The organism is Capnocytophaga catalasegens (assembly GCF_026005215.1).
Taxonomy (GTDB): Bacteria; Bacteroidota; Bacteroidia; order Flavobacteriales; family Flavobacteriaceae; genus Capnocytophaga; species Capnocytophaga catalasegens.
On record NZ_BPMA01000005.1, the window covers coordinates 18,108 to 41,674 of the forward strand.

21 protein-coding genes and 1 pseudogene are annotated in these 23,567 nt (G+C 33.0%); 17 read left to right on the forward strand and 5 right to left on the reverse strand.

Features of this window, described 5'->3' with window-relative positions; genetic code table 11:
• Positions 1–159 precede the first annotated feature (159 nt).
• From OO775_RS01085 to miaB, 14 genes are all read left to right on the forward strand, one after another.
• The gene (locus OO775_RS01085) at positions 160–909 is read left to right on the forward strand and encodes a hypothetical protein (protein ID WP_309297229.1); all 750 of its coding nucleotides are present in this window, start codon (positions 160–162) and stop codon (positions 907–909) included.
• A 595-nt stretch (positions 910–1,504) separates the two neighbouring features.
• Positions 1,505–2,041, forward strand: coding sequence for a GNAT family N-acetyltransferase (locus OO775_RS01090; protein WP_264845156.1), 537 nt, complete (start codon positions 1,505–1,507; stop codon positions 2,039–2,041).
• A gap of 185 nt (positions 2,042–2,226) precedes the next feature.
• Complete coding sequence (locus OO775_RS01095) at positions 2,227–3,246, forward strand: DUF7821 domain-containing protein (RefSeq protein ID WP_264845157.1); 1,020 nt, start codon at positions 2,227–2,229, stop codon at positions 3,244–3,246.
• Between the two features lie 99 nt (positions 3,247–3,345).
• The gene (mraY, locus tag OO775_RS01100; RefSeq protein ID WP_041995970.1) at positions 3,346–4,560 is read left to right on the forward strand and encodes a phospho-N-acetylmuramoyl-pentapeptide-transferase; all 1,215 of its coding nucleotides are present in this window, start codon (positions 3,346–3,348) and stop codon (positions 4,558–4,560) included.
• Positions 4,561–4,597: 37 nt separating this feature from the next.
• Entirely contained in the window at positions 4,598–5,041 is a 444-nt protein-coding gene (locus OO775_RS01105) for a hypothetical protein (protein ID WP_264845158.1), read from the forward strand.
• Positions 5,042–5,351: 310 nt separating this feature from the next.
• The gene (locus OO775_RS01110; protein WP_264845159.1) at positions 5,352–6,617 is read left to right on the forward strand and encodes an outer membrane protein assembly factor BamB family protein; all 1,266 of its coding nucleotides are present in this window, start codon (positions 5,352–5,354) and stop codon (positions 6,615–6,617) included.
• A gap of 11 nt (positions 6,618–6,628) precedes the next feature.
• Positions 6,629–6,934 carry a hypothetical protein gene (locus OO775_RS01115; RefSeq protein ID WP_264845160.1) on the forward strand — a complete coding sequence of 102 codons (306 nt, stop codon included), beginning with the start codon at positions 6,629–6,631 and terminating at the stop codon, positions 6,932–6,934.
• Positions 6,935–6,946: 12 nt separating this feature from the next.
• Positions 6,947–7,336 carry a hypothetical protein gene (locus tag OO775_RS01120; RefSeq protein WP_264845161.1) on the forward strand — a complete coding sequence of 130 codons (390 nt, stop codon included), beginning with the start codon at positions 6,947–6,949 and terminating at the stop codon, positions 7,334–7,336.
• Positions 7,333–7,743, forward strand: coding sequence for a hypothetical protein (locus OO775_RS01125; protein WP_264845162.1), 411 nt, complete (start codon positions 7,333–7,335; stop codon positions 7,741–7,743). The genes OO775_RS01120 and OO775_RS01125 overlap by 4 nt, the downstream gene beginning before the upstream one ends.
• Positions 7,744–7,776: 33 nt before the next feature.
• Positions 7,777–8,358, forward strand: coding sequence for a DNA-3-methyladenine glycosylase I (locus OO775_RS01130; RefSeq protein WP_264845163.1), 582 nt, complete (start codon positions 7,777–7,779; stop codon positions 8,356–8,358).
• Positions 8,359–8,611: 253 nt separating this feature from the next.
• On the forward strand, positions 8,612–9,400 hold the full coding sequence (locus tag OO775_RS01135) for a hypothetical protein (RefSeq protein WP_264845164.1): 789 nt from the start codon (positions 8,612–8,614) through the stop codon (positions 9,398–9,400).
• A gap of 286 nt (positions 9,401–9,686) precedes the next feature.
• Positions 9,687–10,811 carry a DUF8184 family protein gene (locus OO775_RS01140; RefSeq protein ID WP_264845166.1) on the forward strand — a complete coding sequence of 375 codons (1,125 nt, stop codon included), beginning with the start codon at positions 9,687–9,689 and terminating at the stop codon, positions 10,809–10,811.
• A gap of 389 nt (positions 10,812–11,200) precedes the next feature.
• Positions 11,201–12,535 (forward strand): UDP-N-acetylmuramoyl-L-alanine--D-glutamate ligase, encoded by a 1,335-nt coding sequence (murD, locus tag OO775_RS01145; RefSeq protein WP_264845167.1) that lies wholly within the window; start codon positions 11,201–11,203, stop codon positions 12,533–12,535.
• 85 nt (positions 12,536–12,620) lie between these two features.
• A complete protein-coding gene (gene miaB / locus OO775_RS01150) occupies positions 12,621–14,066 on the forward strand; it encodes a tRNA (N6-isopentenyl adenosine(37)-C2)-methylthiotransferase MiaB (protein WP_264845168.1) in 1,446 nt (481 codons plus the stop codon).
• A gap of 333 nt (positions 14,067–14,399) precedes the next feature.
• Here miaB and OO775_RS01155 read toward each other — a convergent pair whose 3' ends face one another.
• From OO775_RS01155 to OO775_RS01165, 3 genes are all read right to left on the reverse strand, one after another.
• The gene (locus tag OO775_RS01155) at positions 14,400–15,860 is read right to left on the reverse strand and encodes a hypothetical protein (protein WP_264845169.1); all 1,461 of its coding nucleotides are present in this window, start codon (positions 15,858–15,860) and stop codon (positions 14,400–14,402) included.
• A gap of 335 nt (positions 15,861–16,195) precedes the next feature.
• Positions 16,196–17,197 carry a DUF4932 domain-containing protein gene (locus OO775_RS01160; protein ID WP_264845170.1) on the reverse strand — a complete coding sequence of 334 codons (1,002 nt, stop codon included), beginning with the start codon at positions 17,195–17,197 and terminating at the stop codon, positions 16,196–16,198.
• Positions 17,148–17,321: a hypothetical protein gene (locus OO775_RS01165; protein WP_264845171.1), complete on the reverse strand. Its 174-nt coding sequence runs from the start codon at positions 17,319–17,321 to the stop codon at positions 17,148–17,150. The genes OO775_RS01160 and OO775_RS01165 overlap by 50 nt, the downstream gene beginning before the upstream one ends.
• A 194-nt stretch (positions 17,322–17,515) precedes the next feature.
• On the opposite strand from OO775_RS01165, the gene OO775_RS01170 reads away from it, so the two are divergent.
• Positions 17,516–17,662 carry a hypothetical protein gene (locus OO775_RS01170; RefSeq protein ID WP_264845172.1) on the forward strand — a complete coding sequence of 49 codons (147 nt, stop codon included), beginning with the start codon at positions 17,516–17,518 and terminating at the stop codon, positions 17,660–17,662.
• Here the strand turns inward: OO775_RS01170 and OO775_RS01175 are convergent.
• Both OO775_RS01175 and OO775_RS01180 read right to left on the reverse strand, forming a co-directional pair.
• Positions 17,616–17,948, reverse strand: a pseudogene (locus OO775_RS01175) (tRNA-binding protein). The gene OO775_RS01170 and the pseudogene OO775_RS01175 overlap by 47 nt on opposite strands.
• Before the next feature lie 535 nt (positions 17,949–18,483).
• Entirely contained in the window at positions 18,484–19,422 is a 939-nt protein-coding gene (locus tag OO775_RS01180; protein WP_264845173.1) for a YeiH family protein, read from the reverse strand.
• A 629-nt stretch (positions 19,423–20,051) separates the two neighbouring features.
• Here OO775_RS01180 and OO775_RS01185 point away from each other — a divergent pair.
• Both OO775_RS01185 and OO775_RS01190 read left to right on the forward strand, forming a co-directional pair.
• Positions 20,052–22,325 (forward strand): GH92 family glycosyl hydrolase, encoded by a 2,274-nt coding sequence (locus tag OO775_RS01185; protein WP_264845174.1) that lies wholly within the window; start codon positions 20,052–20,054, stop codon positions 22,323–22,325.
• Between the two features lie 112 nt (positions 22,326–22,437).
• Entirely contained in the window at positions 22,438–23,172 is a 735-nt protein-coding gene (locus OO775_RS01190) for a hypothetical protein (RefSeq protein ID WP_264845175.1), read from the forward strand.
• Positions 23,173–23,567 lie beyond the last annotated feature (395 nt).

Consider the following 23,567-nt stretch of genomic DNA (forward strand, 5'->3'; position numbering starts at 1 on the left):
TAGAACATAAGAAAAATTCTACACATAAATTAGATTTTGATGAAATATTAGCACACAATAAAGTTAATAATAAGGAACTTAATCTAAGAAACAAATTAGTACATTTTTCTATTGTTGAAAATAACGATTCCTATATAATTAGGTTTTGTAAGAGTAACCATTGATAAAGATTTACCTCCAAAAATCGATAGAAAAAGTAAAAAAATATCTTCATTAGGATTAACAGAAGAAGAAGGTATAGCATATGGTAATGTATTTTTATATTCAAAAAAATTAAAAGTTCTTTTCTATGAAGTAAATAGAGACAGTATTTATTTGGATGTGTTTAGAATTTTTCTATACAAATGTTTTAATTCTTCAAAAAAAATGAATAAAGAATATACTTTTAACATTCATTTTTCTACTATTTTTCGTAAAGACGAGTATAGAAGAGCTTTAGATATGGATAAATATAAAGGTTTTAAAATGAAAGTTTATCAGCCTCAAAAATTATTAAAAGAATTAAAAACTATCAATTCTTCTTTGGAAGATAAAATAGATTTTGACTTTATGCCTGAAATCGAAAATGCGGCAAAATTAAATAGCGAGTATGCTCAAATTGAATATACAGTTCAGTACGCTAAAAAGAAAGCAGGACTATACAAAGATAAAATAGAACCTATGATACGAAAAATAGGACAAATGTTAAAGTTTGGGCAACTAAGGGATAACATACAGGAAATAGAAATATGTGGCTATAACACGGAGTATGCTTCTTCTCAGGTTGCAATAGATTTAGTAGGGGATGTTTATAGTGGTTCATTTCAATTAAATATTCCTCGTTTAAATAACAGTTTACAAATCACTGAGAGAGTTCGTGCTATCAAAGGCGTTTTTGAGAAAGAATTCTCTATATTAGAAAACTATTGATGATAAATTATAAAGATATACAGGAAATTCAAAAGCTGAAAAGAAAAAAAAATTTCTAAAAATACTACCTTATGGAGTTTTCTTCTTTATATTCTTTGCGTCATATTTTTTTCGTTTTGAATATAATGAAAATACTGAACTTTTCATTGATAAGCTTATAGATGTTGGTTCTATTTTTTTTGGAATATTTATAGGGTGCATATATTTATTTGAAAAATTTAAGGAAAATACAACCTACATAATCTTTTTAAGATTTTGTAAATTGTTACTTTATCAAAATATAGTGATTATAATTTTTTCTTTCTTAATAATACTTGTTAATGATCAAATTATAGAACAATATGTAATTAAAAAAACTATTATTTATCCTAGAGTTGGTTTATTCTCAATATATGTAGCATTTTTTTCAGTAATTATGACAAATATGATAAGGTTTATATCAATAATGTTAAAGTTGTTGAGATACAAATAATTTTGTAGAAAATAAAAATGTGATCTTTTAGAAAAGGACACGAAACCTATCAAGAAGTAAAAGGTGTTCACACCCATTTTGATGATATGGAGGAAGTGAGACGATTTTTAAAATAACCAAAATATGAAACTAATCATAAACGAAAAATTATATCTCGAATTGGTAAAACTATCTGATGCTGAAACCATTTTCAATATCATCAACACACAAAGAGAATATTTGGGCGAGTGGTTGCCTTTTGTTCAGTATATCAAGGAAGTTGCTGATGAGGAAATTTTTATAAAATCAGCTTTGGAAACGATGGAACAGACCAAAGAATATGTCTTTTGTATCCGAAAAGATGAGAAGCTTGTGGGGCTTATTAGTTTTATCAAACCGGATATTGCAAATCAAAAAACAGAAATCGGTTATTGGATTTCAAAAGATTATCAAAAACAAGGTATTGTAACCCAAGCTACTAAGCGAATGTACAAATTTGCCTTTAACGATTTGGGAATGAACCGAGTTCAGCTACGATGTGCGGTGGGAAATCTGCCAAGCAAAAGCATTCCAAAGCGATTGGGATTTACTTTCGAGGGCATCGAACGGCGAGGCGAACGCGTTTCGGAAGGCGTTTTTAGAGATTTGGAAGTGTATAGTATTTTAAAATCGGAAATGTAGCATAAATCAAATTTGTTGATTGATATAGGAGTAGGGACAGGACGTGTCCTGTCCGTACATTTAAAAGCGTTTTATCCGCACATTTGAATATATGTCCATATATTGAACGCCCATTTTGCACTTTGAGAAATGGAAAATAATTAAAAGTAGTGTTTGTATGCAAATTCATTAAAAAAACAAGCAAAATGAAACAAAAACTATATAAAAGCCTAACGAAAATACAAGAAAGTATCGCCGATATTCGTCAGGTTACGATTCATAATTCGGCTTTCAAATCGAGTATCGAGGTGTATGATTATGCTTATCCGTTTGATTTGGAGGAGAACTTAGAACAACATCAAAACGAATGTAAGCAAGAGGGTTACGAGAATCTGTATCAGCTTGTTGCAGAATTTATGAAAAAGTGCAACATCACGCCCTTCACCGAATCGGAATTAAATGAGGGAAAAAATCATTCTTTCCTGTTGTTTTATTTTTTGGTCAAACCTTCCGAAGAAATAAAGAAAAAAGGATTCAATGCCGAAGTGAGAACTTTTTTTGCCGTGCCTTTTACTGAAAATGGCGAGGAAGTATTCCAAATTTTGGTGTCAAAAAATCGTTTTAGCGGAATTGTTGAAGAAATGAAATACGCCGAGCCTCTTTCGGAAGACAATGATAAAGAACATTGGGCGATATTTGAAAAAGCTGTAGCAATAGTAGAACAGGAACTAAACCTCGTTGCGAATGCAGAACATATCGAACTCAGTGCTTTTGACGATGCATTGAATGATTTTGTCGCTATTGCCAATATCAAAAAGCAGAAAACTTTTAAAAATCAGTGGAAAAAGCTAAAACAAAACCCTAAAAAATACATCGACCAAATATTAAAAGCAGGGTTTTACGGCAATGCCAATCAGCAGCAAATCAATTATGAATTTCTCCTCAAGGAACATCTCGAAACTTATAATGACGACTTTCCTATTGAGATTGATGCCCTTACGGATTATATAGAAGAACGTTTGGGAGAAAAAATTCACATCACCGAAGAGGATATATTGTACCCCAAAAGTATTGCTGATAAAATCGAAAAACAAACCGATTATACCCTTTTAAATGTAGAAAATCAGCTGGGCTTTTATACTTTCTTTCTATGCCATAAAGAATATAAAGACTGGATTTTATCTCTGGCACAGCAACTGGAATTACCAATTGATGATGATTTTTAGCATTTTATATAAAAATGATGTAATACACACAACCTTTAATGGCAAAACAATAATAAAAGCGTATGTACGCAACCACAATAACAATAAAAGACAATAAAAATGTTATATTATCTATTTGATTACTTAGAAAAAGAATACAATTTGGCGGGAGCAGGATTGTTTCAATACCTTTCGTTCCGTGCGGGGATTGCGGCGATTCTCTCACTTTTAATTGCTACAATCTTCGGAAAGAAAATTATCCGTAGGCTGTACGCACTTCAGGTGGGGGAAACCATTCGTGATTTAGGTCTGCAAGGACAGAACGAAAAAGCAGGAACACCTACAATGGGAGGCGTGATTATCATCTTGGCAACGCTTGTACCTGTGCTTCTATTTGCTGAACTCGCAAATGTGTACATCATTTTACTTGTAGTTTCAATGATTTGGATGGGAATCATCGGGTTTGCGGACGACTACATCAAGGTTTTTAGAAAGAACAAGGACGGACTTAAGGGCAAATTCAAAGTTTTAGGGCAAATAGGTCTCGGACTTTTTGTCGGAGCGATGCTTTATTTCAACCCTAATGTAACCGTGAAGAATGAAAGCACAAAAGCAAGTACAGTAACCGAAGTTCAAATTCAGCAGGAAGAAATAAAATCTACCAAAACCACTATTCCGTTTATGAAAAACAACGAATTTGACTATGCCGACCTGATTTCGTGGGCAGGTGAAGGAAGTAAAGATTGGGTTTGGGTGGTTTTTATTCCAATAGTTATTTTAATTGTGACGGCAGTCTCCAACGGAGCTAACCTCACCGACGGAATTGACGGACTGGCAGCAGGAAGTTCGGCAATCATTGTGCTAACACTCGGGATTTTCGCTTGGGTATCTGGGAACATCATTTTTTCGCAGTACCTTAACATAATGTATATCCCCAATGTAGGAGAAATGACCATCTTCATCGCTGCATTTGCTGGGGCTCTCATCGGATTTTTGTGGTATAACACCTATCCTGCTCAGGTTTTTATGGGCGATACAGGTAGCCTGACCATTGGGGGGGTAATTGCTGTGATTGCCATTTCAGTTCGTAAAGAATTGCTCATTCCGTTGCTGTGTGGTATCTTCCTGATTGAAAATCTATCGGTTATGATGCAAGTTTCTTACTTCAAATACACAAAAAAGAAGTATGGCGAGGGCAAACGCATCTTCCTGATGTCGCCTTTGCATCATCATTATCAAAAAAAGGGCTACCACGAAAGCAAAATTGTGATGCGATTCCTAATTGTGGGCATCATTCTGGCAATAATGTCCTTCGTGACCTTAAAAATTAGGTAATCGGTCAAAAATCTTGATTTGTAAAAATCCAAAAAAAATGAAAAATGTTATAAAGAAAAGTATCATTTCTTATGTAATAGCGTGGTTAATTACATATTTTTCAATGATAGACTATTCGGATAGCCTGTCTTCTGCTTGTTTGAATTGCTCATATACAGAAGATGTGGCTTTGTATTCATTACTTCTTTTGCCTTTATTCTTTATCACTTTTTTATTCTTAGAAAGAAAGGCAAAGAATAATAATTTAAGTTCCATTTTTCTTTCAGTAATGTTTACTTTTCTTGTTTTGCTTAATAATGTAAGTATTTTTTCTGACAGAGCCTCTTCGTGGAGTACTTTTTCTATAATGGAAGAATTTTTAGCTACTTTAATCGAATCTTATTTATTTTTGATTATAGGAATTGCTATTTTTTTATTTATTTTTAGGGAAAAACGACTTTTTATGAATAAAAATAACACGATTTATAATGATAATAGATAAAAAATACAGATTAAAATTTTTAATCAAACAAAATTTAGATGATTTTCAGTATCTTTTACAAGAAACAGAAACTGATTATATAGATTTAGATTTCTATTTTTATTGTAAATTTGATGTATCACAAACCTAAATTTGTATGTCCGTTTAGTGTAATAAATGATTTTTTCTGTGATAATTTATTAAAAATATAAACACTTGGTTATCAATTGTATATCTTTATTTTTGACTTATAAAATTTAGCTACTAACTCTTTTATTAGTGATAACGGAAATACATAAACCTAAATTATAAATTTCAAAAAAATACAAATATGAAAATTTTTTTAGCTTTTTTGACTCTATTTTTGGTGTCTTGTCAAAATAATCAGCAACAAGTACAACCCACCCAAGTAGAACACAATACGCTTTTGATAGCTTCTGGCGGGAGTGTTTTTAGTTACAACCTTGAAGAAAATAAAGTAAATTGGACTTATACGAGTGATTGGGATACACCTGAAAATCGTAATTACTTTGCACTAAATGGACAACATCTTTTGATGCCTTTTGAGAGCGGAAAATTAGTTAATCTTGATGTGAAAACAGGAGAAATTCGTTGGCAACAACAGATTTATGGTATAGATGATATTATATCCTCTACCACAGAAGAATCTTTGGAAAAAAATCCAATGAGTCCGCTTTTTATGAGCCAACCACTCATAGATAATGACAATGTGGTTATTGCTTCCACTTCGTCAGAGAAAAGAGCTTGGCTTTATAATTTTGACTTAAATCAAGGTAAGAAAAAATGGAGTGAAGAATTAGTAACCAAATATAATTTTTTCGCACCTGTAAAGTGTCGTGATTATTATTTTGTAAATTCCGCAGTGTTTTTAAAAAAATATGATATAAAAATGGGAGTATCAACTTCTTACGGAATGTTTGATGGTGCTGATGAATATCCAAATGCTGAACCCAACCAATTTGAAAACCCAATCTATGTACCGATGCAGTCCGATGGCGAAAATCTCTACATAGGTGATGAAAAAGGAAATTATTATTGCCTCCCTTTAAACAAAGATGGCAGTGTAAAAACACAATATTCTATATCTGATCCCAATAATACTTTTATCAAAAATCCTGCGGTATTTAAGTGGATATATTCGGATAAAGATTTCCCTTATAGTCAGTGGTATTCCTTACTGGATAATAACACTCTTTATGTTGTTGCAGATGATGGATATGACAAGCTATCGGCTTTGGTGGCAATTAATACAGAAAATGGAAAACCTAAATGGAAGCAAGTCATTGATGCAGAAGAACTTATGAATGTAACTCTCCAAGCAGAAAAACTAACGGGAATCAATAAAAAACAGATTTTTTGGATAGATACGAATGGGAAAAATTTCACACAAGTTCAGGTAACTAATCAGCCTGTATCCAATTTGGAATGGCTTGATTCAACACATCTTACTTATGTTTCGGTCAAAGGGATTGAAGTATTGGACACTCAAACCAAAATTTCTAAAATCATTTTTGAAAAAAACTTTGAAAATCTTGGTTATCAAAATTATACACAAATAAAATTTTTAAAGAAATAAAAATCAATCCAATGAATACGCTAAAAAACGAATTTTATAATAGTTTAAAAGAGATGGAAAATCTTGCCATAGAGTTAGATTTTCTGGGATTTGCGAATATGTTCAGAAATGGATATAAAATTCTTGAAAACGAAAATATTTCCACAAAGGAAAGACTTGTAAAAGCCTATAAATCAACATATGTTTTTGGTGGAATGGGGTCTTGGAATGATTCTCCACCTTGCTATGCTCACGAGAAAGGCATTCTTGAAAAATATAATGAACTTACAGAGAAATTTTACGAAATCCGAAAGAAAATAGAAAAGTTAATAAATTAACCTCAAACAAAAATGCAAGTATATCTAATCAGACAAAATTACAAGGAATTTCTGTATCTATTGCAAGAAACAGAGGCGGATTATATTGATACATTGGACAAAGAAGGAAAAGAATTTAAAAAATGGAAAACACCCACTTGGAAAATATTTGAGAAAGGCAAGAAAAAACTAAAACTAAGAAAAGATTTTAACACAACTTGCTGGTTTTCTAGTATTTTAATTATGGAAAAATCTTTGGCAGAGAAATATTTTCCAAACGAATTTTGTAATACAACTCCTATTTTTCCAAAAGAGCTAAATTCCATTGTTCCTGCAAAAAAAGGAATATTATTTAGAGATTGGAACAACCTTTTTGATATTTATAATGGAAAACCTCCAATAATGAATGGAAATAAATTATGACACACCTTTTTATCAAACATTTTGGGAAAATAAATGCTTGTATTTATTTGATTTTGAGCATTTTTATACAGCATTTAGCTTGGAAAATAAGCATATTCAGCTATTCTACAACATTACTGATTTATAGTCTTGTTATGAGTGTCGTTCTTTTTGTGTTGATGTATCGCAAAAAATGTATTTATTTATGTAAAATATTATTTTTGAGTATTTTATGGAGTTTTCACTTTGGAATTTTTACCACATTTGAAAAATCTATCCGACAAGATTTTGAAAATGAAAATATTTCAATGATGGAAATGAAAGCCTCCCTTTCTTTGGGAAGTTTAATACTTACATTTGCTCTTTTTATCGCTTTTTTGGTAATGGGAAGTATTTTTGACAATTTAGCAAAGAAAAATAAAACATAAGAATTTTGTAAATCTCAATAAATTATACCACAAATGAAAAAAAATAATAATCCATCACAACTACCGACTCGCTGTCCTTGGTGCGAAAAGGACGATTTATACCGCTCTTACCACGATAACGAATGGGGAAAACCCGTTTATGATGATGCTACGCTGTTTGAGTTTCTCGTGTTGGAGAGTTTTCAGGCGGGGCTGAGTTGGCACACCATTTTGAAGAAAAGGGAAAATTTCCGCAAGGCTTTCGACAGTTTTGATTACCAAAAAATCGCCCAATATTCCGACGAAAAAGTCGCCGAACTGATGCAAAATGACGGAATTATCCGTAATCGGCTCAAAATTTTGGCTACCATCAATAACGCCCAACGATTTATGGAGGTGCAACAGCAATTTGGGTCGTTTTCCAAATATATTTGGGACTTTGTAGACGGCAAACCCATTGTCAATCGCCCCAAAACCCTCCAAGATATTCCCGCTACCACCGAACTTTCCGACAAAATTGCCAAAGATTTAAAGAAAAAAGGCTTCAAATTCCTCGGTTCTACCGTCGTTTACGCCCATCTTCAAGCTACCGGAATGATAAACGACCATTTGGAAGACTGTGACTTTAGGGAATAAAGCCAAAATGTTACCCATCATAGAGATGCAACACAAGTAGAAACGCAATACCATAATGTAGAGACGCAATGCATTGCGTCTCTACCATAACACAAAAACAATCCAAAATAGCACAAAAAGAACATAAATAAAGGGGCAAATCATTATTTGCCTAAAATCTTTTCTATTTTTAAACCATTCAAGGCGATAAATTGCAAAAAAAGCAAATAATTACATAGTTTTGTCCAATCACAAGAACAAAAATCATAAAAAAATGAAGATAAAAACGCGTCCCAATCCGCCTTTGTTTCCAGAGATGAGCCACGAGATGAAAAAACTAGTGGAAGAAGCCTACCAATGGTTTATTCGTCCGTTAGGAAGCCATCTTACAGATGTTTGTACAGATTGTTGTGTAAGCAAACAAGACGAAACATTGCTTATCAAAACACCTGTGCAAGAACTTTCGGAAGATCTGATTTACCAATATTTAGATGCGGCTTATACCGATTGTCGTAGCAACGAAATCGCTCATTTTTTGCCCCGAATTTTAGAACTTTTGGCATCGCACAAACACATTCGACATTCTACCGAAATCACTTTGGATAAATGTCATTTCGAAGCTCCCTATTGGAAGCCGCAACAATTGGATTTTATACACCGATATTCAGCTCAGTACCTTACAGATTTGCTTAAAACTCCGCCAAAACAAACCCATTTGCCCAGTGCGACAGAAGTTATTGTAATGTTTTCATTATCAGGGATTGATGTGACACATCTTTTTTCTGTTTGGGAAGAAATGGCGACAAAATATCCCACTGCGGTAGCTCATTTTGCACAAATGATGCGTTATGAGGTAGATGATTATAGCACTTTTAACAATGTTTTTTGCGATAATCCTAAGTTTTATCAGCAAATAAATGATTGGTTGAATAGTTCGCAAACCGCAGCAATCTTTTTACCAGCCATTGAGCATTATTACTTTGAAAATGAAGATTTAAGCGAAGAGGAAAGTCGGCATTTTTCGTGTTTACATTCCCATTTGTCTAAAAAAGTGGGTAAATGATTTCAAAAATGAAGTAATATTTCCGTAGAGAAACAATTTTTTATATCTTTACAATTCCTCACAAGGGAAAAATAACGCACTGCAACGCAAAACTAACGTACCGCAATACAAAACTAATGTTCAAAAATACAAAACTAACGTACTGCAACGCAAGAATGATTCAAAATGGTAGGGCAAATCATAATTTGCCAAAAACAATCGTAGAGACACAAAACATCATATATACGCTATGCATTGCGCCTCTACTGCCACATAAAAACAATATAAAATAAAAGCAATACATCCTATGAAAAACAACGAAAATCATATTTTTTCTAAAAAAGAAGCCATTATAGAACACATTTATACTGATTGGAAAGAAATTTCTGAAGAAAATAGGTGTTTTTCGGAGGAAAATATTCAGAAATGTAGCCAAGATTTGGATAATTTTATCCGAAAAATGCAAAAATACCAACAAAATAACGCTCCACAGTCCGATTATGCTGAGGCGATTTACGAAATTTGTAAAAATCTGGCTACTTTCAGCCAAGAAGATGAAGAACCTGAGCATCTACACGGATTTTTATACGATATTTATACGGAAGAATTGAGTGATTTTATTCGCGAGACGGCCTTTGAACACGGTTTTGAACTTCCTGATGCTGAAATTATAGCGACCAATGTGTTTTCGCTTCGTCATTCGTCTGAATTCAGGTATGAATACTTTTCTGTTTACATCGGAGAGGACGACCAAAACGGAATTTCGCTACTATACGACAGCGACCGCCATCGTTTTGAATATAATGAGAATCCGTATGGCGATGCTTATTCGTTGCCGATTTATAATTTCCGTAGGGGAGAAGCCGTTCATTTTGAGGTGCTTTGGCAGGGGCGTTACCGAAACATTAAGCTCGTTGCTCAGCATCCACAAGACGGCGTATGGCTAAAAATGTTGGCTTATTTACATCAAAATAGCGTTTTTCCGACCTTTCCTGACAAAGCTCCAGCCGATTTTTGCGATATTGAATTGGAAACCAAGCGAGGAAAGATAGCTACTTTGCGTATTATCAACAAAGATGACAAGGGATATATTATTCCAGAGTTTCAAAAAGGAGCAGGAATAGAGATTTTGACTTATGAAATCAATGAAAAAGGCGAATTACAGAGCGAATATTTAGTAAATCGACCCAAAGCGGTAGATAAAAAGCTGTTTTTATTTGGCGAAGAGCCGTATGGCGTGTGTTTTGAGGTGGTTTTGATAGCCTTTAAAGATGATTTTATAGAAGTTACAATCAAAAATAAGCCTTATCAATGCGATGCAGATGATAATCCGCAGATCGCCAATGCCCATCAGCAGACTTTTGCCCATCAACTGAAAACTTTTCCTTTTATGAAAGATTTTCTAAAAGAAATTATAAATTTGAACATGTAAAATATTTTATAAAAAATGAAATAAACTATTTTAAATAAAAAATTAAGTATCAATAATATAAAAATCAGTTTTAAAGATATGAAATTCGATTTTAATGATGTGAAAAATGATTTTAAAGACATAAAATGAATAATAAATGAAGTGAAATTTCGATTTAAAGATATGAAATAGCATTTTAAGTAAGTGTAATTTGATTTTAATTGACTGAAATAAAGTTTTGATATTATAAAATAAAATTTTTAAATATCAAAATTGAAATAAAATCTTTTGTGATATATAAAATAACAATAAAAATTGATATAAATTGAATCTAAAAATAATCAAAAATTATCATAATAGATATTGAAAAGGATTAAAAAAGTATTAGGTGATAAAAAATATAGCCAAAAATGAAGAAATTAGTAATCTTAGGAGGAGGAGAAAGTGGTGTAGGAGCAGCAATTCTCGGTCAAAAGAAGGGTTGGGAAGTTTTTCTTTCAGATAAGGGAAAAGTAGCTGAAAAATACGCCGAAATTCTCAATAAATATCACATCGATTGGGAAGATAATACACACACGGAAGAGAAAATTCTCATCGCAGATTGTATCATCAAAAGCCCAGGTATTCCAGAGAGCGTCCCAATTGTGAAAAAGGCAAAAGAAAAAGGAATAGAGATAATATCAGAGATAGAATTCGCTTTCCGATATACGAAAGGGAAAATAATTGCAATAACAGGGAGCAACGGAAAGACGACAACCACCAGCCTAACGTATTATATCTTAAAAAATGTAGGATTAAACGTTGGCGTAGCAGGAAACATTGGGAAAAGTTTTGCGCAAATGGTTGCCGAAGATGATAAAGAGTACTACGTATTAGAGATAAGTAGCTTCCAACTTGATGGAATTACAAGTTTTAGACCACATATTGCTATATTATTGAATATAACGCCTGATCATTTGGATAGATATGAGTATAAATTTGAAAAATATATCGAATCAAAGTTCAGAATAACAGAAAATCAATCTGAAAATGATTATTTTATATATGATATAGACGATCCAGTAATAAAAGAATGGATAAAAAACAATAAAATTAAGGCACAACAGTTGCCATTTTCAATAGAAAAAGAAGTAAAACAAGGAGCTTTTTGTTCTAAAAATGAAATCATATTAACAATAAATACAAACATACTAACAATGAAAACAGAAGAAATTGCAATCAAAGGAAAACACAATGTAAAAAATTCAATGGCAGGAGCTGCTGCTGCACTATTACTAAACACTCGTAAAGAATCTGTTCGTAAAAGTTTGACAACTTTCAAAGGAGAACCTCATCGGTTAGAGTTTGTCCGCGAAGTAGAAGGTGTACGCTACATCAACGATTCTAAAGCGACTAATGTTAATTCTGTTTATTATGCATTAGACACCCTAGTAGCTCCTATTATTTGGATTGTGGGTGGACAAGACAAAGGCAATGATTATGGTTCTCTTATTCCTTTTGTTCGTAACAAAGTAAAAGCTATTATTTGTTTAGGTATTGATAATCAAAAAATTATAAATACATTCAAAGGCATAAAAGAAATTATTGCTGAGACTCATTCCATGGAAGATGCAGTAACTATGGCAAAAAAATTGGCAAATGAAGGGGATACAGTATTGCTTTCGCCTGCTTGTGCAAGTTTTGACCTTTTCAAAAATTATGAAGAGCGTGGTAATTTATTCAAACAAAATGTAAAAGAATTGTAAAATATATTTCCTTTCTGGCAAATTTTATCAGACAGCTATAACTTCAAAAAAAATTGTATCTTTGTCCCTTATCAATAAGATATAAATGGAAAAAATAATTGACGAAAGCAAACAAGGAACAAGCCTTGTAATAGAGGCAAACGAAAAGAATGCTCGAAAATTATATATTGAAAGTTATGGCTGTCAGATGAACTTTTCGGATAGTGAAATCGTAGCATCTATTTTGGCAAAAGAAGGATTTAATACAACGCAAATCTTGGAAGAAGCTGATTTGGTGTTGGTTAACACATGCTCTATTCGCGAGAAAGCTGAACAAACCATTCGCAAACGATTGGAGCAATTCAATGCCGTAAAAAGACATCGTCCTGCAATGAAAGTAGGTGTTTTGGGATGTATGGCTGAGCGATTAAAACATAAATTTTTGGAAGAAGAACATATCGTTGATTTGGTCGTTGGACCAGATGCCTATAAAGATTTGCCTAATTTGTTGGAAGAGATTGATAATGGACGTGAAGCTATCAATGTTATTCTTTCCAAAGAAGAAACATACGCTGACATCTCCCCTATTCGACTGAATTCCAATGGAATAACAGCTTTTGTATCTATCACTCGAGGGTGTGATAATATGTGTACTTTTTGTGTAGTTCCTTTCACACGTGGAAGGGAAAGAAGTCGTGACCCTCAGTCTATTATCAACGAAATCAATGATTTATACGAAAGAGGATTTAAAGAAATCACACTTTTGGGACAAAATGTAGATAGTTATCTTTGGTATGGAGGCGGACTGAAAAAAGATTTTGATAAAGCCTCTGATATTCAGAAAGCAACTTCGGTTAATTTCGCTCAATTATTAGATCTTGTTGCCAGCCGATTTCCTAAAATGCGTATTCGATTTTCTACTTCCAATCCGCAAGATATGACTCTTGATGTTATTCACACAATGGCACAATATCATAATATTTGTAAATCAATTCACCTACCTGTACAGAGTGGAAGTAATCGTATCTTACAGGCAATGAATCGATTACATACGCGTGAAGAATATTTTGAGTTGATTGATAATATTCGTCGTATTATTCCCGAATGTGGTATTTCGCAAGATATGATAGCAGGATTTCCAACAGAAACCGAGCAAGACCATCAAGATACGCTTTCGCTGATGCAATACGTAAAATACGATTTTGGGTTTATGTTTGCTTATTCGGAACGACCAGGAACACTTGCAGCACGTAAAATAGAAGATGACATTCCTGAAGAAGTAAAAAAACGTCGATTAGCTGAAATCATTGACCTTCAACAACAACATAGTATGGAACGAACTCAGGCACAGATTGGGAAAATTGTTGAAGTTTTAGTCGAAGGAAATTCTAAAAAATCTGACCAACATTGGATGGGACGAAATACACAAAATACTGTGGTTGTTTTTCCAAAAGAAAATTATCGAAAAGGAGATTTTGTCAATGTGAAAATTACAAGTTGTACATCAACAACACTTATCGGTGAGGCTATCGGATATGGCCAAATGCAATAGAACTAAGCGAATTTATTATTTTTTACTACAATGAAAATATTAGATGAATTCTTCATTTATCAGAAATACCAAGAATTCAGTAAAGATATGAATAAAAGTTTATTTTATTGTACAAAAAGAATAGATTAAAAAAACAATAGATATTTTCAACAAATAACTATTTTCATAAGTAATTTCAAAATAAAACAACCTTTTAAATAGAGATAAAACAACTCTTGATGATTTTATAAAATTATCAGGTAGATTTTTCAAATTTACCTTAATATTTTCAAATAATAAGCTGATTTGCAAATAGTTAAAAATATTTCTATACTTTTTTCATTATTGAAAAAATTAATCAAAATATTCTTTAAAAGTTTGAATATCAAGCCAACCCTTTTGTCCATTTTTACTTATTAAGTAAAAAGAATTTGTCTTTTTTTCAATGGAATCATACTCAGGTATTTTATGTTTAGGATAAATACCTATCTTATTTTCTTTATAAAAATAAATAAGACCATCTTCTTGCATTATAATTTCATCATAGATAAATGGTAGCAATTGTTCTACTGAAATTGATTTATTTTCTGCTTGATAATCATAATGTATCAAACCATATTTTCCGTTTCTTTTTACTCTAAGTAGTGACGGATTTAAATAAAATCCTTGAGAAATATAAGTATTTTCTGTCCATAGACATGTTTTTTCTTTATTTAAAAACGAAACTTCATCAGAAATCTTAAGTCCGTTCAAGAAAATAATTTTTGAAAATTCGGGTACAACATAACCTGTTTTTTTTATAATATAATGGCTTTTTCCTTTTTTTAGTTGATATGATTCTACATTAACAGCACCACATAAAAATTTTTCTCTCCAACTAATTCTATCAATTTCTGGTGAAATAATGCTGTAATACTTAGCTTCTTTGCTGGTCATTACTTCAATTCCTTCTTGGTATAAATAGGCTTTTTTTAGGTTTTCTATAGGGAATTTTTCTAAAAAAATAGTGTATATATCTGTATTTTTTTCATTTTCCCCTATTATAAAGTAATTATTGAAATTTAAATTTTCATAAGAATTTTCAAGAATTTTATTATTAAAAGCATCTACAAGTTGATATTTATCACTGTTTTCTACCTTTTTCTTTTGTAAAGAACCTTTTACATCTTTATAGGAAAAATCCTCGTCATTTATAACATTAGTAATAGAAGTAGGTTTAATTTTACTAAATGTTAGTGGAGGAATATTTAGAAAATTTCCTTCATAGGTAGGGATTAGTTGCCAATTCTTTGCTATATAAATTTTTAAACTATCTCTAAGAAGTAATGTAACAGGATTTGAGAAATTACTAATAACTCTATCAATAGTATCATTTACAATTTTATTATTTTCTGCATTATCAAGATATTTTTTATAATTATAAACCCTATGAAAACCTTCAATACACAGGTTTTTATTAAGAAATGAGCAGAAGTATTGATGTTCATTTTCCCAATCAGTAGTCCAAGTTTTACCGATAAAATCTTGAATAGTTGTTACTTTTATATCTTTTAAAAATAATATTTTTTTAGATTTTTGCTGAATTTCAGAAATAGTTTCTAATCTTCCATACTCTCTCACTGAAATACTTTTAAGGTTATTATCTTCGGAAATAACAACACGTATTTGTTGAAAGAGATTGCTCCCACATGATTTGTAGTAAAATACTCCATTATATTTACTAATTCTAATCAATTCAATTTGAGGAATTTCTACGCTCTTTTGCCCCCAAGTACAGAAAGGAAATAACAGAATAAGTATAAAAAATCGTTTCATATAGAATGAGATTTTAGATAATTTATAGCTTTTAAAGTTTTTTCTATTGATTTTTTTGCTAAAAAAATTAATATTCTACTATAAAGTTTGTTGTAGATTTTCTTTAGAAAAAATCACATAAGTAATTAGCAATATTTGTGCCGAAATTTATCAGAATTAATTTTAAATAATAAAGAATAGTTCTTTTTATTAGGCAAATGATGGAAATCACAAAAAGATTTAGTAAGTTTTTTAACCTTTAAAATAATATTGAAAAGGATAAGAGTAAAGATAATGATAGTTTGTAAGATGAGGTACTTACTGAATTTTCTTTAATAAAAAAAGAAAAAGCTATCCTATCGGATAGCTTTTTTAGCTATATTTTCTGCCCACGAAAGTATATAATGATATAATTCTTTCATTGGGATGTTAGGATTTTGTTTGTATTTGTCCAAAAGAGCACGATTAAAGTCTTTGAAACGAACAAAACCTCGAGAATTCTGCATCATATTTTCCAAATAAGGAATAAAATTCTCAACGTCTTTTGCCTCGTAATTGTCACTGATATACAGGCTGAATAAAGCAAAAGTCATATACTCATTATAAACTTTGTAAGAAGAATCATACATCGTAATGCTTTCTCTTTCAATCCATTCCGAAGTGAAAATTTTGTTTATTCGGCTGATAATTCCATATTCCAACGAAAGAGGGTTTACGTAATTGTGGTCGATTTCCGTAAAAACAACCCAACTTGCGTGCAATTCATTGCTGATTTTGGACAATTTTTCATCTTCCGAAACCTTTGCAACAAACATAAGGGCTTGTTTGAAGTTGTTATTTTCGTGCTGAATGGTCGCTTGAGCTCCTTTGTTCAGCGGTGAAAAATAAATAAGATAAGAATCATAGCCGAAACCGAATTTGTTCTCCAACCAATTTTTCATTTTTGTAAGGGGAACTAATTTGTGATAATCCGTTAGTAAATTATCATAATATAATTTGTTATCTTGGTGGGATTTTCTAAAATTTGACTTTTTAGCAAAATCTTCAAAAACAGCCAAATCTATCATTGGGTCAAATGTATGCCAATCCAATGCTATTTCGCGAATAAATCCGTTGTTTTTTATGTTTCCTTCTTTATCAAAAATATAAGCACAAGTATTCATTTTCAGTGCATAAAAATAATTGTAGCTATCTTTTGAAAATAAATAAACGCCCAACTGCGGATGAAGCTTGGGCGAAGGCATATGCTTTTCAACTAATGCCACCTCAGGGTGTGAGCGAAAAGGAGCAAAATATTCCTTAACTCGCTTATAATAAATCGGTTTGCGTGTCGAACATATTGTTGTCTTTTTCGGCATCTTTGTATAGTGCCAAAATAACATTTACAAGTTCGCTAACTTCGGGAATATCAATCAGCATTTTCCCTTTGTAATGCTGAATATATTCTGGTGTGAAATTTTCATTGGGAGCAATTCCTACCAAGCGAATATTTATTTTCTCGTCTTCGGACAGATTTTCTATAAATGAAATTTCCCAAAATAAGATTCCCTACGCTTGTTTATTTTGAAAAACAGACTATCTTTACCCAAAAAAATCCTATGAAAAAACTTTTATTGCTAACTTTTGCGTTAGCCCTAACTGCTTGTTAAACAAATCAACAGACACAAAATCAGACCATGAAGACAGAATGGAACCGAAACTATGGCAGTGCCGACAAATCATACGATACAGACCTGCTATCATTGCGAGAGAAAATCGCTCCGAAGTTTCAGAAATTTAGTTATAAAGACGAAAAACGGGTTTGTCGGGTGAGAGAATCGTAGCTTGTTTGCCGTCGATAGCTCCAAGAAGCAGACACTCGCTCTGAATGATAGCAATTTGCTTTTTGGGAAAATTCACAACGGCGGTAACTTGCTTTCCGATGAGTTATTCTGGCGAATAAAGTACCGTAACCTGTGCCGATGTTTTTCGCATTCCGATTTCTCCAAAATCTATCGTAATGATATACGCTGGATTTCGTGTCTCTTTGAAAACCTCCGCATTTACTATCGTTCCCACACGAATATCTATTTTCTCAAAGTCCGCCCAAGTGATTAATTCTTTATTCATTATATTGAAGTTTTTCGCAAAAGTATTTATTTCTAAAGCAATTCCAAAACATTTATAATGGTTAGTTGTTAATTATCAATGGTTAATGATAAATTATAAATTACTAATGTTTCTCATCAATTAATAACGCATATCAATCGTCAGGGATTAAATTCTTTTATGCGTTCTTAAATTAAAAATATATTTTTTATCTTTTAAGAGTTCTTAAAACACTAAACGGAAAACATTTTGACCTTTTAAGAGTTCTTAAAATGCTAAACGGAAAACTTTTTGAGCTTTTAAGAATACTTAAAATGCTAAACTGAAAACTTTTCGAGCTTTTAAGCGTTCTTAAAGGATTGTCCGAATAATTTTTTGATATTTTATGTATTCTTAAAAAGTTTAATATTATATCTAGACACAATATATTGCATATATACGATATCAATTTTAATTAATTTCAGCATTGTAGGGTCAAATAATTATTTGCCAGAATGATAAAAGGGCGAAAAATGTTTCGCCCCTACAATGAAAAATTTTCTAACAATCAAAATCTTTAAACATAATGCGTTACCACCCAAAGACTTCCGATACTTATGAAAATCCACAAGGCAATAGCTAAAACAAGGGGTTTGATTCCGATGTTTTTAAGGTTTCCCACAGAAAGCGTTGTACCGATTAAGAAGAGTGTAAGGTGCAATCCTGCTTTGGAAATATCTGTTATGATAGGAGATATTTCTTGTACCGCCTGAAAGTAAGTATTTATCAAAATTGCCAACACAAAAAGACCAATAAACCACGGAATTTTCACTTTAGCACTGCCATTTTTGAACATAAAAAGCGTAACTATTGACAGTGGAATAATCCACAAGGCACGAGCCAGCTTAACCGTCATTGCTATTTTCAGAGCCTCGTTTCCGTACTTACTTGCCGCACCCACTACCGAACTCGTATCGTGAATTCCGATGGCACACCACAAGCCGAAATCGTGTTGCGAAAGCTCCAGCCAATGTCCCACCGCAGGGAAAACAAACAACGCTACCGAGTTGAGCGTAAACACAATAGCTAATGCTACTGAAATATCCTTTGGCGAGGGTTTCACAATGGGTGACACTGCCGCAATGGCACTTCCGCCACAAATTGCGGTTCCTGTTGAGATAAGATATGAAAGTGGCGTGGGAATTTTGAGCAATTTTCCTAAAATCCAACCCAATGTCAGCACTGCAACAATGCTGATTACGGTGATTCCGAAACCTGACTTCCCTGCCTGTAAAGCCTCATCGAGGTGCAACCCAAAACCCAGCCCTACAATAGCAATTTTTAGTAATAAATGAATGTATTTGTTCGATTTCTCCTGATACGGATTTCTTATTAGAAACGAAGTGAAAAACCCCAACGACAGTGCCACCGGCGACGAAATCCAAGGGGTAAGACAAAGAACAACGAGCATTAGAAAAATGATTTTCTTGTAAATGTTATTTTCAGTACTAGCCATTTTTAGAAGAATAATTTTAAATTAAAAAAATCTATTTAATGGGGACAAAAGTAATAAAGTACATTATTTTCTGTCAAGAAAATACGCGATTTTTTTTGAATATTCAAAATTAAACCCAACACCATCAGGATTTTTGGAAAAACAATCAATCAGCTTCGAGAATATATTTTTCTCATTTACAAAGCATTCACTGAAGTGAAAACCTTCAACGGAAAGTAAAATAACCTTTTCACTATAACGAAAATCTTCAACAGAAAACAAAACAGCCTTTTCACTGTAATGAAAACACTCAACGGAAAGCAAAATAGCATTTCACTATAGTGAAAACATTCAGCAGAAAACAAAATAGCCTTTTCACTACAATGAAAACACTTAGCAGAAAGCAAAACACTCTTTTCACTGCAGTCTTTTCAAAATTTGTAATATTGATTCAGAATAAGAAAAATATTTTTGTAGATTTGCCAAACAAATTCTAACATTCTTTGTTTGTTTGAATTATCTATTTTTCCAAAAAAAGTAAAATAAAGAACAATGTCGAAAAATAGGTCAAATGCAAAAAAAATACTATATTTGCGTGATAATTCAGCAATCTAAAACACAGCGAAAATTCAAACTAAAATTTTAGGATAATGAGAAAAAAACACATCACATCATTGGCGTTTTTAGGACTGATGATAGCTTCGTGCAACGAAGTAAAACAACCTGTAACTGAGCAACAAACAGAGCAAAAACCACTCACGAGTTTCGTAAATCCGTTTATCGGAACGGGCGGACACGGGCATACGTACCCCGGAGCTGCCGTTCCTTTCGGGCAATTACAAGTCAGCCCCGTGAACGGAATTAGTGGCTGGGATTGGTGTTCGGGCTATCATCACAGCGATAGTTTGGTCATCGGATTTGGGCATTTGTCGCTCAGCGGAACGGGTATCGGCGATTTGAACGATATTTTGCTGATGCCAGTCAATAAAGAATATGATTTGTCGCAGCTTTCCACGGGGAAGGAAGACCAATACCCGAAAGCCGCTCTCGATTTTCGCAATCAAGTGCCGTACAAATCTCGCTACTCGCACCAAAATGAAAAAGCCGAACCAGGGTATTATCAAGTTTTCTTGGAAGACCCGGAAGTAAATGTGGAACTTACTGCCGACCAATACGTTGGAGTACATAAATATACGTTCCAAAAAGGCGATATGCAATCTGTAATTCTCAATTTAGGATTTGCCATCAATTGGGACAACCCGACCGAAATGAGCATTCGTCAAAGCGACCAAAAATTGGACGGACAAAACGTAGGAAACATCATCACAGGCTACCGATTCAGTACGGGCTGGGCAAAAAATCAGAAAGTGTTTTTTGCGATTAAATTTTCTAAGCCAATTAAAAAAATCGAACTTCATCAAAATGAAAAACAAATTTCTTCGGGACAATTCTTTTTTGATGAAACTACAAATGAAGAATTGGAAGTTCGTGTAGCTCTTTCTTCTGTAAGTGAAGATGATGCTTTGGATAATTTGGATTTGAACGACAACCGCTCCTTTGCTGAAATCCGTCAAAAAGCTCACGATACTTGGGAAAAACATCTTTCTTCCATAGAAATCGAAACGTCGGTAGATTCGCTCAAAACGATTTTCTACACGGCTTTGTACCACGCTCAGGTGGCTCCTGTTACTTTTTCGGATAAAAGTGGTAAATTTCGTCAGCAAAATGATGAAATTTATACCGCCAAAGATTTTACAGCCTATTCTACTTTGTCATTGTGGGATACGTTCCGTGCTGAAAATCCGCTTATTACTTTGCTTCAACCCAAAGTGTCTTCGGATATTATCAACTCAATGTTGGCTTATTCAGATGTAATTCAAAAACTTCCCGTTTGGACGCTCTACGGCAACGAAACCGATTGTATGACGGGTTATCATTCCATTCCCGTAATTGTGGAAGCGTACTTAAAAGGCGTTCGTTCGTTCGATGCCGAAAAAGCCTACCAAATGATGAAAAAAACGATGATGGGAGACGAACGCGGACTGAAATTCTACAAGCAATACGGCTACATTCCGTACGATAAATGGGACGAATCGGTAACTATCACACTCGAATATGCGTATGACGATTGGTGTGTGGCACAAATGGCAAAAGCCTTAGGAAAAACCGATGATTACGAGTTCTTTATGAAACGAAGTGAGGCATACAAACATTTGTTCGACCCTGCTACGGGCTTTATGCGAGGCAAATCGGCAAGTGGAAAATGGCGTGAACCTTTCGACCCGAAACATTCCAACCACCGCGAAGCCACCGATTACACCGAAGGAAATGCTTGGCAACACTCGTGGTTCGTGCCGCACAATCCGAGCGGACTGATAAACGCTTTTGGGGGCAACGAGCCGTTTGTAGCTCATTTGGAAAAATTATTTACCGAAAGCTCTGAGATTACGGGCGATAACGTTTCGGCGGACATCACGGGGCTTATCGGGCAGTATGCACACGGCAACGAACCGAGCCATCATATTGCGTATTTGTTCAACAAAGCTGGAATGCCGCACCGCACACAATATTGGGTGAATGAAATCCTCAAAACGCAGTACAACACGACGCCCAACGGCTTGGCAGGAAATGAGGACTGCGGACAGATGTCGGCTTGGTACGTGTGGAGTTCCATTGGTTTGTACCCGATGAATCCAGCTTCGGGTGAGTATGAAATAGGGCGTCCGTTATTTCCGAAAGCGAAAATAAATCTTCCTAACGGGAAAACGTTTACCATTATCGCTGAAAATGTTTCTGCTGAAAATATGTACATTCAGTCGGCAACGCTCAACGGACAGCTTTTTGAAGGATTTACAATTTCTGATGAAACCCTCAAAAAAGGAGGCGAATTAAAATTTGTTATGGGAGCGAAACCAAAGAGGTAAATACGTTATTTAACCAAAAAGAATTCATGGGAAATTTAAAAGTAGAAAAGAAAACAAAGATAATTCTTATAAAGTCTACATAACACGAAATACTGAAAAATTAGTTGCTACAGTGCATTTAAAAGATGATAATGGTACAATTATTCAAACAAAAACAGCCACACTTACAATTTTGCATAAAGGTGTTGCTATTTATATTGCTTTTCCCGATTACAAAGCTGACCCTGAAATAAACATCCCTCTTCCAAAAGGGAAAAATATTAAAATTCCTAAAATAGAAACAGGTCACGCAGGAATTTTATTAATAGAAAGCGATGGTTATACTGCGTATTATGAATATGGTCGATATCCTCATTCTTGGGATAAGACCAAAGGATATGTAAGAAGAAAAACTGTTCCTAATGTCAAGTGGAATGGAAGTGGATTAATAGATATCTCTGAGCTGAATAAAGTTTTAAGTAAAATTTCTCAACAATCGGGAGATAATGGAAATATTATTGGTGCTTATATAGAGACAAATTATATAAATAGAATGCTGTCTTATGCTGAACAAAAACATATAGAAAGTGTTCCCAATGATATCAATGACCCAACACCTCATAAACATCACGCAAAAGATTATGAAAATATAGAACACATAGAATATTCCAAAGATCGAAAAGAATATAATTTATTTTCTAATAATTGTGGCACTTTTGCATTAGATGTTATTCGAGCAGATGAAAATGTTGCATCTCCTTGGGTTGTTATAAAAACAACTCCAAATGATATTTTAGAAGAATTTTTTGATGAAGGGCATAAAAGAGTCTTTTATAATTCAAAAACAAAAGAAACAATTTTAGAATAAAAAGATGATACAAAAAAAACAACTATATATCAGTTATGGATTTTTATTTTGTGTAATAATAAGTCCCATAATAGCTCTTTCATTTTTATTCGATCAGGATCTTTTCAGAAATGAAATTATCGAATTTATTTGTGGTGGTATTTTTGTTATAACTTACTTGCTTTTCCCTATTTTTTTTATATATCAAATTATCTTAAAAGTAAAGAAACGCTCCAAAAGAAAAATATTTATTATCTCTATTATAACGTTTTTATTATTCATCTTATCTATTGTATTTTATTATTATCTATATCATATAGTAGATGAGGCTATAACCCGAAGATATCAATCAATGTAAAAACATCATAAAGGCATAATGATTGTATAAAAAATATAATTGTATATCCGTAATCACT

Coding starts and splice junctions, on each gene's coding strand:
- OO775_RS01090 (WP_264845156.1), top strand. CDS start 1,505: ATGAAACTAATCATAAACGAAAAATTATATCTCGAATTGGTAAAACTA.
- OO775_RS01160 (WP_264845170.1), bottom strand. CDS start 17,197: ATGCCGAAAAAGACAACAATATGTTCGACACGCAAACCGATTTATTAT.
- miaB (WP_264845168.1), top strand. CDS start 12,621: ATGGAAAAAATAATTGACGAAAGCAAACAAGGAACAAGCCTTGTAATA.
- OO775_RS01155 (WP_264845169.1), bottom strand. CDS start 15,860: ATGAAACGATTTTTTATACTTATTCTGTTATTTCCTTTCTGTACTTGG.
- OO775_RS01105 (WP_264845158.1), top strand. CDS start 4,598: ATGAAAAATGTTATAAAGAAAAGTATCATTTCTTATGTAATAGCGTGG.
- OO775_RS01125 (WP_264845162.1), top strand. CDS start 7,333: ATGACACACCTTTTTATCAAACATTTTGGGAAAATAAATGCTTGTATT.
- OO775_RS01095 (WP_264845157.1), top strand. CDS start 2,227: ATGAAACAAAAACTATATAAAAGCCTAACGAAAATACAAGAAAGTATC.
- OO775_RS01170 (WP_264845172.1), top strand. CDS start 17,516: ATGAAGACAGAATGGAACCGAAACTATGGCAGTGCCGACAAATCATAC.
- OO775_RS01135 (WP_264845164.1), top strand. CDS start 8,612: ATGAAGATAAAAACGCGTCCCAATCCGCCTTTGTTTCCAGAGATGAGC.
- OO775_RS01140 (WP_264845166.1), top strand. CDS start 9,687: ATGAAAAACAACGAAAATCATATTTTTTCTAAAAAAGAAGCCATTATA.
- OO775_RS01130 (WP_264845163.1), top strand. CDS start 7,777: ATGAAAAAAAATAATAATCCATCACAACTACCGACTCGCTGTCCTTGG.
- murD (WP_264845167.1), top strand. CDS start 11,201: ATGAAGAAATTAGTAATCTTAGGAGGAGGAGAAAGTGGTGTAGGAGCA.
- mraY (WP_041995970.1), top strand. CDS start 3,346: ATGTTATATTATCTATTTGATTACTTAGAAAAAGAATACAATTTGGCG.
- OO775_RS01110 (WP_264845159.1), top strand. CDS start 5,352: ATGAAAATTTTTTTAGCTTTTTTGACTCTATTTTTGGTGTCTTGTCAA.
- OO775_RS01185 (WP_264845174.1), top strand. CDS start 20,052: ATGAGAAAAAAACACATCACATCATTGGCGTTTTTAGGACTGATGATA.
- OO775_RS01180 (WP_264845173.1), bottom strand. CDS start 19,422: ATGGCTAGTACTGAAAATAACATTTACAAGAAAATCATTTTTCTAATG.
- OO775_RS01120 (WP_264845161.1), top strand. CDS start 6,947: ATGCAAGTATATCTAATCAGACAAAATTACAAGGAATTTCTGTATCTA.
- OO775_RS01115 (WP_264845160.1), top strand. CDS start 6,629: ATGAATACGCTAAAAAACGAATTTTATAATAGTTTAAAAGAGATGGAA.